Origin of the sequence: Pseudonocardia endophytica (assembly GCF_004339565.1) — a bacterium.
In the GTDB taxonomy this organism is placed as follows: domain Bacteria; phylum Actinomycetota; class Actinomycetes; order Mycobacteriales; family Pseudonocardiaceae; genus Pseudonocardia; species Pseudonocardia endophytica.
The window spans coordinates 1,315,605-1,329,031 of record NZ_SMFZ01000001.1; the positions used below are offsets into that span (position 1 = coordinate 1,315,605).

Annotated in this window: 14 protein-coding genes; 6 read left to right on the forward strand and 8 right to left on the reverse strand. The window is 73.6% G+C overall.

Going from position 1 to position 13,427, the window contains the following annotated elements:
• Window positions 1-16: 16 nt before the first annotated feature.
• From EV378_RS05775 to rimP, 3 genes are read right to left on the reverse strand one after another with little or no spacing between them, the layout of a single operon-like run.
• A complete protein-coding gene (locus EV378_RS05775) occupies window positions 17-427 on the reverse strand; it encodes a YlxR family protein (protein ID WP_424511205.1) in 411 nt (136 codons plus the stop codon).
• Window positions 428-1,474: a transcription termination factor NusA gene (gene nusA / locus EV378_RS05780; RefSeq protein ID WP_132421669.1), complete on the reverse strand. Its 1,047-nt coding sequence runs from the start codon at window positions 1,472-1,474 to the stop codon at window positions 428-430.
• Window positions 1,471-2,031: a ribosome maturation factor RimP gene (gene rimP, locus EV378_RS05785; RefSeq protein WP_132421670.1), complete on the reverse strand. Its 561-nt coding sequence runs from the start codon at window positions 2,029-2,031 to the stop codon at window positions 1,471-1,473. The genes nusA and rimP overlap by 4 nt, the downstream gene beginning before the upstream one ends.
• Before the next feature lie 179 nt (window positions 2,032-2,210).
• Here rimP and EV378_RS05790 point away from each other — a divergent pair, with 179 nt between their 5' ends.
• On the forward strand, window positions 2,211-2,678 hold the full coding sequence (locus tag EV378_RS05790; protein ID WP_132421671.1) for a hypothetical protein: 468 nt from the start codon (window positions 2,211-2,213) through the stop codon (window positions 2,676-2,678).
• A 30-nt stretch (window positions 2,679-2,708) separates the two neighbouring features.
• Window positions 2,709-3,179, forward strand: coding sequence for a ferritin-like domain-containing protein (locus EV378_RS05795; protein WP_132421672.1), 471 nt, complete (start codon window positions 2,709-2,711; stop codon window positions 3,177-3,179).
• 3 nt (window positions 3,180-3,182) lie between these two features.
• Here the strand turns inward: EV378_RS05795 and EV378_RS05800 are convergent, their stop codons facing one another.
• Window positions 3,183-4,220: an aminotransferase class V-fold PLP-dependent enzyme gene (locus EV378_RS05800; protein WP_132421673.1), complete on the reverse strand. Its 1,038-nt coding sequence runs from the start codon at window positions 4,218-4,220 to the stop codon at window positions 3,183-3,185.
• A gap of 25 nt (window positions 4,221-4,245) precedes the next feature.
• Here EV378_RS05800 and EV378_RS05805 point away from each other — a divergent pair, with 25 nt between their 5' ends.
• Complete coding sequence (locus tag EV378_RS05805; protein ID WP_207908583.1) at window positions 4,246-4,665, forward strand: secondary thiamine-phosphate synthase enzyme YjbQ; 420 nt, start codon at window positions 4,246-4,248, stop codon at window positions 4,663-4,665.
• On the opposite strand, the gene EV378_RS05810 is transcribed toward EV378_RS05805, so the two are convergent.
• Window positions 4,649-6,118 carry a hypothetical protein gene (locus tag EV378_RS05810; RefSeq protein WP_132421675.1) on the reverse strand — a complete coding sequence of 490 codons (1,470 nt, stop codon included), beginning with the start codon at window positions 6,116-6,118 and terminating at the stop codon, window positions 4,649-4,651. The genes EV378_RS05805 and EV378_RS05810 overlap by 17 nt on opposite strands.
• 220 nt (window positions 6,119-6,338) lie before the next feature.
• Here EV378_RS05810 and EV378_RS05815 point away from each other — a divergent pair, with 220 nt between their 5' ends.
• Together EV378_RS05815 and EV378_RS05825 are read left to right on the forward strand one after the other, a co-directional pair.
• Window positions 6,339-7,049, forward strand: coding sequence for a DUF8017 domain-containing protein (locus tag EV378_RS05815; protein WP_132421676.1), 711 nt, complete (start codon window positions 6,339-6,341; stop codon window positions 7,047-7,049).
• Between the two features lie 579 nt (window positions 7,050-7,628).
• Window positions 7,629-8,978: an HNH endonuclease gene (locus EV378_RS05825; protein WP_132421678.1), complete on the forward strand. Its 1,350-nt coding sequence runs from the start codon at window positions 7,629-7,631 to the stop codon at window positions 8,976-8,978.
• Here EV378_RS05825 and EV378_RS05830 read toward each other — a convergent pair.
• Window positions 8,926-9,720 (reverse strand): dioxygenase family protein, encoded by a 795-nt coding sequence (locus EV378_RS05830; protein WP_132421679.1) that lies wholly within the window; start codon window positions 9,718-9,720, stop codon window positions 8,926-8,928. The two genes, EV378_RS05825 and EV378_RS05830, sit on opposite strands and share 53 nt — an antisense overlap.
• A gap of 66 nt (window positions 9,721-9,786) precedes the next feature.
• Window positions 9,787-11,532 carry a proline--tRNA ligase gene (locus tag EV378_RS05835; protein WP_132421680.1) on the reverse strand — a complete coding sequence of 582 codons (1,746 nt, stop codon included), beginning with the start codon at window positions 11,530-11,532 and terminating at the stop codon, window positions 9,787-9,789.
• 83 nt (window positions 11,533-11,615) lie between these two features.
• Between EV378_RS05835 and EV378_RS05840 the strand changes: the two genes are divergently transcribed.
• Window positions 11,616-12,038: a PPOX class F420-dependent oxidoreductase gene (locus EV378_RS05840; RefSeq protein ID WP_132421681.1), complete on the forward strand. Its 423-nt coding sequence runs from the start codon at window positions 11,616-11,618 to the stop codon at window positions 12,036-12,038.
• An 18-nt stretch (window positions 12,039-12,056) separates the two neighbouring features.
• On the opposite strand, the gene EV378_RS05845 is transcribed toward EV378_RS05840, so the two are convergent.
• Complete coding sequence (locus EV378_RS05845; protein ID WP_132421682.1) at window positions 12,057-13,361, reverse strand: acyltransferase family protein; 1,305 nt, start codon at window positions 13,359-13,361, stop codon at window positions 12,057-12,059.
• Between the last annotated feature and the right edge of the window lie 66 nt (window positions 13,362-13,427).

Here is a 13,427-nt window from a genome sequence, read left to right on the forward strand (position 1 = left end):
GATCTTCACTGCTGGCTCATGACTGGTCGACCGTGCTCTCTTCCGGTGTCGGACCCGGGGTTCCCCGGCTCCGGGTGATGCTGTGGCCCCCATCCTGCCGGGGGCCTTCTCCGTCCTGCAGCCGGGCCCGCACCTCGGTGGCGTCCAACGGTCCCGGCACGCGCAGCGCGCGGGTGAACGCCGAGCGACGCTCGGCCCGATCGAGGCACCGCCGCACCGGGTGCAACCAGGCACCCCGTCCGGGGAGGCGTCGGCGCGGATCCGGGACCAGGCGCCCCTTCACCGCGACCACACGCAACAGATCGGTGGCCAGCTCCCGGCTCCGGCATCCCACACATGTCCGGACGGGAGCCGTTCGGGTGTACGGGAGTTCCGGCCGCCGACGGCGGACCTTCACCGAGTGTAGCGCAGAAGGGTCGCTTCCCACTCAGGCGACCGGCTCCGTCGGGGAGCTGTCGTCCGGCGACGGCGCGGTCTGCGACGTGCGCGGGTCGGCGTCGCTGCGGATGTCGATCTTCCAGCCGGTCAGCCGGGCGGCGAGACGGGCGTTCTGCCCCTCCTTGCCGATGGCCAGCGACAGCTGGAAGTCCGGGACGACGACGCGGGCGATCCGCGCGCGCTCGTCGAGCACCGTCACCGACACGACCTTGGACGGCGACAGTGCATTGCCGACGAACTCGGCCGGGTCGTCGGACCAGTCGATGATGTCGATCTTCTCGCCGAGCAGCTCGCTCATCACGCCGCGCACCCGCGCTCCCATCGGGCCGATGCACGCGCCCTTCGCGTTCAGGCCGGACCGGGTCGAGCGCACCGCGATCTTGGAGCGGAACCCGGCCTCGCGCGCGACCGACACGATCTCGACCGACCCGTCGTTCAGCTCGGGCACCTCGAGCGCGAACAGCTTGCGCACCAGGTTCGGGTGCGTGCGGGACAGCGTGATCTGCGTCCCGCGCGAGCCGCGGTTGACACCGATCACGTAGCAGCGCAGGCGTTCCCCGTGCCGGTAGGTCTCACCGGGCACCTGCTCGGCCGCGGGCAGCACGCCCTCGGTCTGGCCGCCCAGCGAGACGACGACGGTGCCTCTCGCGTTCGCCCTGGCGTCGCGCTGGACCATGCCGGCGACGATCTCGCCCTCCTTCGTGGCGAACTCGCCGTAGGTGCGCTCGTGCTCGGCGTCGCGCAGGCGCTGCAGGATCACCTGACGGGCGGTGGTCGCGGCGATCCGGCCGAAGCCCTCCGGGGTGTCGTCGAACTCCGGCCCGGGGGTGCCGTCCTCGGACGCGTCGGAGGAGTCACGGGCCATCACGCGCACGACGCCGGTCTTGCGGTCGATGTCGATCCGCGCGTCGTCGTGGTGGCCGTCGGAGTGCTTGTACGCGGTGAGCAGGGCGGTCTCGATCGCCTCGATGACCGTCTCGAACGGGATGTCCTTGTCCTGCTCGATCGCCCGCAGCGCCGGGATGTCGACGTTCATCGGTCCTCCTCCCCGTTCGCCGAGGTCCCGGAGCTCGGGTCGAGCAGGGCGACCTCGGCCTTCGGGGGGTCCCGGAACTCCACCTCGACGCGGGCGCCCGCGATCTCGCCGTAGCCGAGGTCGCGCAGCTCCGGCCGCTTGCCGGTGGTCGCGACCCGGACACCGTCGTCGTCCGCGCGCCCGACCCGGGCGGTCAGCTCGGAGCCGTCGGTCAGGCGGATCGAGGCCAGCCGCAGCCAGGCGCGCCGCCAGTGCCGCGGCCGGGTCAGCGGCCGGTCGACGCCCGGCGAGGTGACCTCGAGCGTGTACGAGCCGCCGATCAGGTGCTCGTGGCCGTCCAGCTCGGCGGCGGCCGAGCGGCTCAGCTGCGCGACGTCGTCGAGCCCGACGTTCTCCGTCGGCGCGTCGTCCGGGCGGTCCACCACCACGGTCACCGCGTGCCGTCGCCCGGCGGCGCGGACCTCGACCGCGTCCAGCTCGAAACCGGCGGCCGTGACGACCGGTTCCAGTACGCCGCGCAGCTGCCCGGTGAGCCGCTCGGTGTCCGGGCTCGGCATCGGATTCTCCTCGTCTTTCTGGCCCGTCAGGGGATCGCCGGTGCCGCGCGGACACGCAGGACGACCGGCCGGTCAGCGTAGCGCGTCGGCCCGCGGGTGATCCGGGTGCTCCGGCGTGGAGGAGGTCCGGCTCCCGGGCCGCGGGGCGGCTGGCAGGATGACCGGACGTGAGGGACCGGATGCGCCATGTATCGGGCACCGCGCTGTCCCGGCGCAGGATGCTCGCGGCCTGCGCCGGCGTCGTCGCACTCCCCCCGGTGCTGGCCTCCTGCACGTCCGGCACCGGCTCCGACGACGGCGACCCGGCCGCCCTGCTCGCACTCGCCGACCAGGCACGTGCGGACGCGGCGCTCGTCGTCGCCGCGGTGACCGCCGACCCGGGACTGTCCGGGCGCCTCGAGCCGCTGCGTGCCGCGCGGATCGCCCACGCGGGCGCGCTGGACACCGCAGGCGGGCGCACCACGCCACCGCCGGAGACGGTGTCCGGGGCGGCGCCGCAGAACGTCGACCTGGGGCGGATCCGGGACGCGGTGACCGCGTCGGCCCGCTCCGCCGCGCAGGCCGTCGCCGGCACGTCGGTGTCCCGGGTGGGGCTGGTGGCCGAGGTCGCGGCGTGCTGCGCCGCCTATGCGACGGTGCTGACATGACGACGGTGCTGACATGACGATGGTGCTGACATGAACCCGGCTCAGGACCAGGGTGACGACTCGGGGATCACCGACGTCGCGGCGGAGGCGCTGCAACGGGCGCTCGCGAGCGAGCACGCCGCGATCTGGGCGTTCTCGTTGGCGACGGCGTTCGTGCCGCCGGACCAGGAGCCGCGCGTCCGCAGCGATCTCGAGGGGCACAAGCAACTGCGCAGCTTCGCGACCGCGCAGCTGTCCCAGATCGGCAAGCGGCCGGTCTCCGCGCAGCCGGCGTACTCGCCGCCGCAGCCGGTCGTCGACGCCGTGAGCGCCGGTGCACTGCTGGTGGCGGCGGAGACGGACACGGTCGCGGCGTGGCGCTCGCTGCTGGAGCGGTCGACCTCGACCCAGCTGCGCGCGATCGGGCTGCGGGCGATGGTCGACTCGACCGGGCGCCTGACGTTCTGGCGCGGCGTGACCGACCGGTCCCCCGCCGTGCCGGTGTTCCCCGGCCGCGGCTGAGCGCTACCGGTCCTCGATCGCACGCGCGGCGCGGTCGACGTCGTCGCCGGTGTTGGCGAGGTGGAACGACACCCGCGCCGCACCCGCCCGCGAGGCCACGACGAGCCCGGCGCCGGTCAGGCGTTCGGCCGCGCCCGGACGGTCCACGGCCACGATCGCCGACCCGGCGGGCGCCATGCCGAGCCGCTCGCGCAACGAGTCCGCCAGGCCCACGCAGTGCGCCCGCACCTGTTCCGCGTCCAGCCCGGCCAGCCACGGGAGCGTCACCGCGGCGCCGACCTGGCTGAGCCAGTCCGGGGACGTGTCCAGCCCGGCCGGACCGTCCGCGCGCGGCGGGCCGAGCGTGTACAGGTCGCCCCAGCGGTCCCGGTTGCCGTACCAGCCCGCGGCGTGCGGCACCGGCGTCCACGTCGGATCGGAGGTCCACGACGGGTGCAGTGCCAGCCAGGAGGAACCGCGCGGGCAGAGCAGCCACTTGTAGCCGGCGCCGACCACGGCGTCCGCCCAGTCCAGCCGCAGCGGCAGCCAGCCGGCCGCCTGCGTGACGTCGAGCAGCACGCGGGTGCCGCCGTCGTGGGCCGCCCGGAGCGCGTCGAGGTCCGCGATCCGCCCGTCGGCCGACTGCACGACCGACACAGCCACCAGGTCGTACGCCGGCGCGAGCTCGCCCAGCCGGTCCGGCGGGACCTCGGTCACGGTCACACCGCGGACCTGCACCGCGAACGGGTGCGTGACGCTCCCGAACTCGCCCGCCACGACGAGGACGCGGGTGCCGTCCGGGACGCTCGCGGCGAGGAGCCCGACGAGCGCCGAGACCGTCGACCCGCAGGCCACGCGGTCGGCCGCGACACCGATGAGCGCGGCGAACCCGGCCCTGGCGGTCTCCACGGCGCCGTCGAACGACGGAGGACGGGCCCGGCCGGTCGCCCAGTCCGCGACGGCGTCGGCGACGGCCTCCGCCGCGACGGCGGGCGGGAGACCGATGCTGGCGGTGTTCAGATACCCGGGGCCTGCCCGGAAGTCCTGGCCGAACGCGCGCACGGCCTCGACGCTAGCCTCGGACGCCGTGTACAGCGAGCTGATCGAGGTCCGGACCGGGTCGTCGGAGACGGTGGTCGACCTGACGCGTGAGATCCAGGAGTACCTGCAGGACAAGGGTTCCTCGGTGAACGGCCTGCTCAACGTGTTCGTGCCGCACGCCACGGCCGGCGTCGCCGTGATCGAGACGGGGGCAGGCAGCGACACCGACCTCCTGGCCGCACTGCGCGACCTGCTGCCGGCCGACGACCGCTGGGGGCACCGGCACGGCAGCCCCGGGCACGGACGCGATCACGTGCTGCCGGCGATCGTCGCGCCATCGATGTCGATCCCGGTGATCGACGGGAGGCCCGCGCTGGGCACGTGGCAGTCGATCTGCCTGGTCGACACGAACGGCGACAACCCGACGCGCTCCGTGCGGTTGTCGCTCCTCACCGACGCACACTGAACGCGGACGACACGTCGCTGAGAAAGCGTCCGGACCCCCCGTTTACTCTGTGGACCGTGACAGTGGGCAACCAGCGGCCCCCGGGTGGAGCATCCGATGTTCCGGTCGGACCAGGGCAGGCGCCGGAAAGCTCCGCCCGGATGGACGACGGCGGATCGACCGACGCGCCGCGGGCACCGATCCCGCCGGTGGTCCCGGCCCGGGTGACGATGGTGTCGCGCACGTCCCCGCCTGCCGTGCCGCCGAACAGCATGCCCCCGGGACGGGGCGAGCAGGCTTCCTCAGGGGCCGCCCCACCTGCGTCGGGGTACGGCCCCCCGTCCCGGATGTTCGACCCGGCCCGCCCCGCGGGGCCGGCGCGGACGCCGGAGCCGGCGGACCGGTTCACGTCGTCGCAGTTGTTCGAGCCGGTCACCCCCGTCGGCCGGCCGTCGGACCCAGCGCCGTCCACCTCGACACCGCCACCGACCGCACCGTGGATGCCGACGACCGCGACGGGGTCGTCGCCCGACGACCGTGTCGCGCCGGACCCCACTCCCCGCACACCGGTGACCGGGCGGAGCCGTCCCTCCCGGCCGGACGCCGGGCCCGGCCGCACCCCCTCCGAGGCCGGCGTCGCACCCGAGCCCTCTCGGCCCGACGCCGCGCCCGCCCACCCGCCGGCGGGCGCGGTCTCCGCGACCGGACCAGCCCGTCCCGTGATGCCGTCGACGGGCCCGCCGTCTCGCATGCAGGGTGGCGAGCCGGGCGCATCGACCGGTGCCTCGGGGCGAGCCGAGGACTCCGCGGAGGCTGACACTGCAGCCGCCGACGCCCCGGCCACCGCCGACGCTCCGGCCACTGCCCACACCTCGGCCGCCGCCGACGCTCCGGCCACCGCCGACACAGCGGCCACTGCCCACGCCCCGGCCACTGCCCACGCGGCCGGCGACGACGACGCGACATCCCGGCCCGGGCATGCCGACGACCCCGCCACGACGGTCGGCCCGGACGGCACGGGCACCACGCCCGGCACCGGCGACACATCGGCCGCGGACGACGCGAGTCGTCCGCCCGGCGTCGGCGAGCCGACGGCCGACGATGGCGCGACGGCACGCCCGCTCCAGGCCGCACCGGTCAGCGGCGGCACTCCACGGGACGTCTCCGCCGAGCCGGCGGGGACGGTGACACCGGACAGATCCGGTACGAACACGATCGACGACACGACCGGCCCGAGCGAGTCCACGTCCGATGTGGACCGTCCGGACGCCACGTCCGCCGGTGTGGCCGCGAACCCCTCCGCGGCCCCCTCCGCGGCCGACGACACCGCCGCCGGACCCCAGGGCACCGCGCCGCGGCACGAGGACCGGCCGAGCGCGAGTACCGACGGCATGTCCCCCACGACCGGCACCGCCACCGCCGGGCCGCCGACCGGCGCGCCGTCGCACACCGCGAACGACCCGGCCGCGTCCACTGCGGTCGACTCCGCGCCGCCGCTCGCACCGGGACGGACCCCGAGCGCGGATCCACGCCGGGGCACACCGCCTCCGGGATGGACACCGCCGCTCGGCGACCCGGCGACGACTCCTCCGAGCACCCCGCCCCCGGGCGGCGTCCCGTCCGCCCGGCCTCCCGGTCGCGGCGGACCACCGCCCGGACGGCCCCTGCCGCCCCGGGTTCCGGCCCGGGTGTCGATGCGGTCCGACTCCCGGGCGACCGCTCCTCCCCGGCGGCCGGAGGCCTCCACGGCGACCGGGCGGCTACGACGGCTGCCCGTCGTCCTGCTCGTGGTGGCGGTCCTCGTCGCCGGGCTCGGCTACGTCGGATACCGGCAGCTCACCGGCGGCCCGCCGGAAGGGTTCCGGACCGCGGCATCGCCGGGCTACGAGCTCGCCGTGCCCGACAGCTGGACCCCACCTGCGCCGGGAGCGCCCCCGCTGACGGTGTTCGGTGTCCCGTTCGGCACAGCGGGACAGTTCGGCGAGTACTCGTGCAAGGACGGACGGTTCCCCCGGGCGGTCGCGGCGTCCGCGCTGATCGCGGTCCCGGCGAACGTCGGACTGGACCAGGCTGCGACGGCATTCGCCCGCGGCTCCGGAGAGGCGCTCTACCCCGACGCGGGGCCGCAGGTGGCGGTCGGGACGCCGAGCGAGCGCGAGCTGTCCACCGTGACCGGCAGCCGCGTCGAGGCGACCGTCCGCACCGACGGCTCGGGTGGCTGCCGCGCCACGGACGCGACGGTGCAGGTGCTCGTCGTGCCCCGCACGACCGCCCCCGACGGCTCGATCGGGGCTGCGGTCCTGATCGTGTCCGGTGACCTGCGCGGTGGACCGCCGCAACCTGCTCCGGTCACCCGCGACGAGCTCGTCCGTGTCATGGACACCGCGGCCCTCTCGACGGGGTGATCTGACGGGCGACCGTCGGCGAGGGAACAGATACCGCGGGTTCTCACTCTCAGCAGCGACGCGCTCGTAACTCGCACGTCGAAGGCCGGTTTCGACGGCGGCGTGTGCGATCGGTGAGGCATCCGCCGGGCACGCAACCGCGGGCGCCGACTACATGCCGGGGCGGCAAGGCACGCAGACGGGACGGCTGTGGCCACTACGGCGGCCGGGATCGACTCGCACTACACCGCGAGGTCACGGTCGCGGCCACAGCGACGCAGCTCAACCGCGCAGTAGCTCGGCGGCTCGGCGGCTCGGCGGCTCGGCGGCTCGGCGGCTCGGCGGCTCGGCGGCTCGACGGCTCGACGGCTCGACGGCTCGACGGCTCGGCGGCTCGGCGGCTCGGCGGCTCGGCGGCTCGGCGGCTCGGACCAGTCGAGCCGATCCGGGGCTACGGAGTGCGCATGCGACACGGCCACGGAGCCGGGACCGGGCTGCGGTGGCGCGCCGCCGCTTGCGCACCCCGATGCGCAAGCCCTAGGGGGTTGGTGCGCAGCTCAAGGCCTTGTTTTCGAACATACGTTCTAGTATCGTCGGAGTATGACCGCAGTCGCCGACCACGACAGCTCGGGTCCCACCCCGAGCATCGGCGCCCGCGCCCAGTCCGCTCTGGCGACCATCCGAGCCGGGATCGACGAGCTCGTCCGGTCCTGCACGGCACCCGAGCCGACCAGCCGAGCTGCACTGATCGACGAGATCGGCGCACTCGAAGCACTCAAGAGCAGCCTCGACGCCGTCCAGGCCGAGAAGACACTGCTGTTCGCCCGCGCCGAGGCCGCACACCAGATCCACCGCGGACTGACCGAGCCGGAGAAGATCCAGCGCACGATCGCCGCTCAGGTGGGGCTCGTCTGCCGCGTGTCACCGACCGAGGGACGGACAAGAGTGCGGGTCGCCCGCGATCTGCACGAGGGCCTCGACCACATCCGCAGCCTCGGTCACGCCGGTGACCTGTCCGCGCACAAGATCCGCGCCATCGTTGCCGAGACCTCCCACCTCGACCGCACCGAACGCTCCGAAGTGGATCGGCTCCTGCGCGCCGACGGCGTCAACGGCCGCGACGGGCGCGGCGTCGGGAAACTACGCGAACTCGCGAAACGGCTCGCCACGCAGGTCGCGCCCGGGAAGTTCCGGGCCCGCTGCGCCGCCGCCCGCACCGGACGACGGGTCACCCTGCGCCCCGCCGCCGACGGCATGACCGACCTGACCGCCCACCTGCCCGCAGAACAGGGCGCCGCCTGCCTGGCCGCCCTGCAGAAGGCGTTCACCGAGATCTCCGTCGACCCGGCACCACTGACGCGCTCGCGTGGGCAGGTCATGGCGGACACTCTCGTCGAACGCCTCACCGGCCAAACCCACGCCGACGACGTCAACATCGAGATCCAGATCGTCGTACCGATCCAGGCGCTGATCGACCCCGACAGCCCACTCCCGGCCGAGATCCCCGGATGCGGACCCGTCCCAGCCGATCTCATCACCACCACGACAGGCAAGAAGGCCTGGCGCAGGCTCCTCACGACGGCCGGGATCGTGATCGGCGGCGACTCCCGACGCCGGCAGTTCACCGGATTCCTCGCCGAACTCATCCGAGCCCGGGACCGATGGCGCTGCACCGAGGCCTACTGCGACGCACCCGCCCGCGAGATCGACCACATCATCCGGTCCGCCGACGGCGGACCCACCACGTTCGACCTCGGCCGCGGCACCTGCCAGTTCCACAACCTGCTGCGCGAGCTGCCGGACTGGCAGGTGGAGCGGGTCGAGGAGGGCGTGCTGACCACCACCCCGACCGGACACACCCACCTCTACCGCATCCCACGGGCAGAAGCCGGCCCGACTACAGCGGCACCGCCAGGGACGCCGTGTAGCCGGCGGAGACGGTGCCGGTGACGGTCGCGACCTGGAGATCGTGGCCGTCGGAGAACACCATGTCCGAGTCAAGGCTGACGCGGGACAGATTGCGGACGCTCTGCTCGTACCCGGGCGTGGCGTACACGGTGTCGCACATGTCCTTCGGCAGGGCGAGTTGCGTCGTGCGGACGGCGTTGCCCGAGCTCGTCGCGTCCGCCGGGGACGAGTAGACCTCGACGTGCACGTGTGGCCACCGGCCGTCGTAGCAGGCCGGCACGATGCTCTGGAACTCCAGCTTCCCTGCGGAGTCCGCGACCTGCACGCCGCGCAGGTAGTTCACGTCCTCCAGCCCGTCGGCGTAGAGCGAGTAGTTGCCGTCGCGGTCGCACTGCCACGCGTAGACGGCCGCGCCGGCCATCGGCGCGCCGCCGCGGGTCAGCGTGAGCGCGATCGTCATCGGCACGCCCTCGGCCGTCGCCGCCGTCCCGCCGAAGCTCGACCGGATGTCGCGGCGGACGACACCGGCGTCGTCGAGCACGTTGGGCCCGTTCGAGCCGTCCCCGGGGTAGGGGCCGGCCGTCTCGGACGGGATCGTCCCGGCGGCGACCTGTTCGCCGCCGCCGGCTCCCCCACCGCCGGGCGGCTGTCCGGGACCGGAGCACCCGGCCACGGCGACCGCGCCGGCTCCGCCCAGCAGGGCGAGGAACCGGCGCCGCCCGAGCAGGCGCGGCAGGTCCCGGGAGATGCCGCCGAAGTCGTCGTGCGGGTGTCGGGTGCTCATGTCACCCAGCGTCCCGGGCGTCCCGCGGCGACCGCTGTGCCCGGTCTGTGCGGATCCTGTGAACGCTCAGCCGCGGACCAGCCCGGCCAGATGCGCCGCGGCGCCCTCGCGCGGGATCTCGGTCCGCTCGCCGGAGGCACGGTCCTTGACCTCGATCGTCCCGGATGCGAGCCCGCGACCGACCACGACGATCGTCGGGACCCCGACGAGCTCGGCGTCGGCGAACTTGACGCCCGGAGACGCCTTGCGGTCGTCGAGCAGCACCGACAGGCCCTGTGCGTCCAGCTCGGCGGCCAGCTCCTCGCCGCCCGCGATCAGCTCGTCGTTCTTCCCCGCGACGACGACGTGCAGGTCGAACGGCGACACCGTGCGCGGCCAGACCAGCCCGGAGTCGTCGTGGGTCTGCTCGGCGATGGCGGCGACCAGCCGGGACACGCCGATCCCGTAGGAGCCCATCGTGATCCGGATCGGCTTCGAGTCCGGCCCCAGCGCGTCGAGCGAGAACGCGTCCGCGTACTTGCGGCCGAGCTGGAAGATGTGCCCGATCTCCATGCCACGGGCGGCCTCGAGCACACCGCTTCCGTCCGGCGACGGGTCGCCCGCGCGCACCTCGGCGGCCTCGATCGTGCCGTCCGGAGTGAAGTCCCGGCCCGCGACGAGGTCGACGACGTGGTGGTCGGCCTTGTCCGCACCGGTCACCCACGCCGTGCCGGTCACGATCCGCGGGTCGACGAGGAACCGGACGCCGTTGGCGGCCAGCGCACCGGGTCCGATGTAGCCCTTGGTGAGGAACGCGTTGCGGGCGAAGTCGGACTCCTCCAGCAGCGCGACCTCGGCCGGGTCCAGCGACGCCTCGAGCCGCTTCATGTCGACCTCGCGGTCGCCGGGCACGCCGACGCCGAGCAGCTCCCAGTCCTTCTGACCGGGCTGCCGGATCTTGACCATGACGTTCTTCAGCGTGTCCGCCGCGGTGAACGTCCGGTCGGCGGTGTGCGCGTTGAGGAAGTCGACGAGCGTCTCGATCGTCGGTGTGTCCGGCGTGTGGTGGACCTGCGCGGCCGGGAGCCCGTCCAGCGGCAGGGCGGGCGGCGCCGGCGTCGTGACCGCCTCGACGTTCGCCGCGTACCCGCCGGGCGCGCGCACGTAGGTGTCCTCGCCCGTGTCGGACACGGCGAGGAACTCCTCGGACGCCGACCCGCCCATCGCGCCGGACGTCGCCTTCACGATCACGTACTCGAGGTCGAGCCGGTCGAAGATCCGCACATAGGTGGCGCGGTGGTTCGCGTAGGACTCGGACAGGCCCTCGTCGGTGAGGTCGAACGAGTACGAGTCCTTCATCACGAACTCGCGTCCGCGCAGGATGCCGGCGCGGGGCCGCTCCTCGTCCCGGTACTTCGTCTGGATCTGGTACAGCGTGACCGGGAAGTCCTTGTACGACGAGTACTCGCCCTTCACCGCGAGCGTGAACAGCTCCTCGTGGGTGGGGCCGAGCAGGTAGTCGTTGCCCTTGCGGTCCTTCATCCGGAAGATCGCCGGGCCGTACTCGGTCCACCGGTTCGTCGCCTCGTACGGCTCGCGGGGCAGCAGCGCCGGGAAGAGGATCTCCTGGCCGCCCATGGCGTCCATCTCCTCGCGCACCACGTTCTCGACCCGTCGGAGCACCTTCAGGCCCAGCGGCAGCCAGGAGTAGACGCCCGGGGCGACGCGACGGACGTAGCCGGCGCGGACCAGCAGCTTGTGGCTGGGCACCTCCGCGTCGGCCGGGTCCTCGCGCAGGGTGCGAAGGAACAGCGACGACATCCGGGTGAACACGCTCGGAAGGGTAGCGAGCACACTGCGCGCGACACCTCCGGGTTCTCGGAATGCGTGCACGCGTCGCCGGGGTTCGTGTCGACATGAGCTTCGATCCGCACGATCTGCTGGCCGAGTCCCGTCTCGGCGTTCTCGCGACGCTCAAGTCCGACGGACGGCCGCAGCTGTCCCCGGTCACCCCGTTCTACGACCGCGACGCCGGCACGATCCAGGTCTCGATGACCGAGGGCCGCGCGAAGACCGCGAACCTGCGCCGCGACCCGCGCACCGCGCTCGAGGTCACGAGCTCCGACGGGTGGGGCTGGGCCACCGCCGAGGGCACGGCCGAGCTCGTCGGACCAGGCGACTCGCCGGACTCGCCGGAGGTCGACGCGCTCGTCGCGTACTACCGGGCCGCGGCGGGCGAGCACCCCGACTGGGACGAGTACCGGGCCACCATGGTCGCCGACCGCCGCGTGCTGATGACGCTGCGGGTGTCCCGGGTGTACGGCGAGCGGGTCCGCTGAGGCGCGACCGGTACCGCCTCAGCCCCGGACCGGCTTCATCAGGACGGTCGGGCGCGCGCTGGCCGTCCAGTCGTCGGTGTCCCAGAACGCACTGCGCCCGTCCCGGAACGCGTCGCGACGCGCCTGCCAGCGTCCGGGGATCCTGTCCGGGACGACCGGACCGGTCGGCGGCCCGGCGAGGTCGGTGCCCACTCCGGAGAGCACGGGCTCCGGCGGCATCCGGCCCGCCGCTTGCAGCCGGTGCCGCCCGGTCTCCGTCGTGGGCAGCACCGCGGGCGTCCACACCGGGGAAGGCTCGGGCGCCGGAGCCGGCGTCGGGGCGGGCCGGTGGGCGAGGAAGCGGGGCAGCGCGAACAGCCACGACGCTCCGGCCCATCGCAGCGCCTCGGTGCCCAGCAGCGTGAAGCCGGTGACCAGCACGGCGAGGATCGGCGGCACGACCCAGCCGACCGTCTGCGGCAGCGGGAGGTGCCGGGTCACGGCCACCACGGCGGACACGACGAGCACGTTCGTCAGGTAGACCGGCAGCGTGTTGCGCCCGAGCACGACCAGTGGCATGAACAGCCGGAAGCGGCTGAGGTGGCCGGCGAGCAGCACGCCGAACGTCACGGCGACGACGTTGAGCAGGAACGCCACGCCGAACACCTCGCGCAGGCCCAGGGCCACCGATGCGCCCGCCGTCAGCCCGCACAGGGCGCCGCCGCCGACGCACAGCAGCAGCGAGCTCCGCTCGGCCACGGTCTCCACGACCGTCCGGACGTGCACGCCGAGCAGGAAGAAGAACAGGTACCGGGCCATGAACGTCCAGGCGAAGCTCTCGAACGTGAGCATCCCGGCCCCGACCGCGGCGCACAGCACGCCGGACACGACGAGCTGCGCCCACGCCGGGGTACGGCGGACGAGCTTCCCGACGATCGAGAACACGGCCAGCGCGTAGAGGAACCACATCGCCGGTCCGGGCAGCAGTGCCTCCCAGGCGACGTCGACCCAGGTCAGCGGCGAGTCCGGCGGCAGAACGTCGGCGGGCAGGACCCACATGAAGACGATCGACTGCAGGATCGTCCACAGCACGAACAGGTACAGGAAGAACGCGACGCGCTTGTGCAGCAGCGTCCGCCACGACGCGGCCAGCGGGGCCGCGGCGAACAGGCCCGACGCCAGGAAGAACAGCGGCATCCGCAGCGAGGCCATCGCGGAGTTCACGGCCGACACCGGCCCGGGGATCAACCCGTGTGGCTCCATGAGGATCACCACGTGGTGCAGGACCACCAGCAGGATGGACATGCCTTTCGCGGCGTCCACCCAGTCGATCCGAGATTTCATGTGGGGAGCGTCCAAACGGTGGCAACTAGGACCGGCTGAACGTACGAGAGCGACTCTGTGATTTCC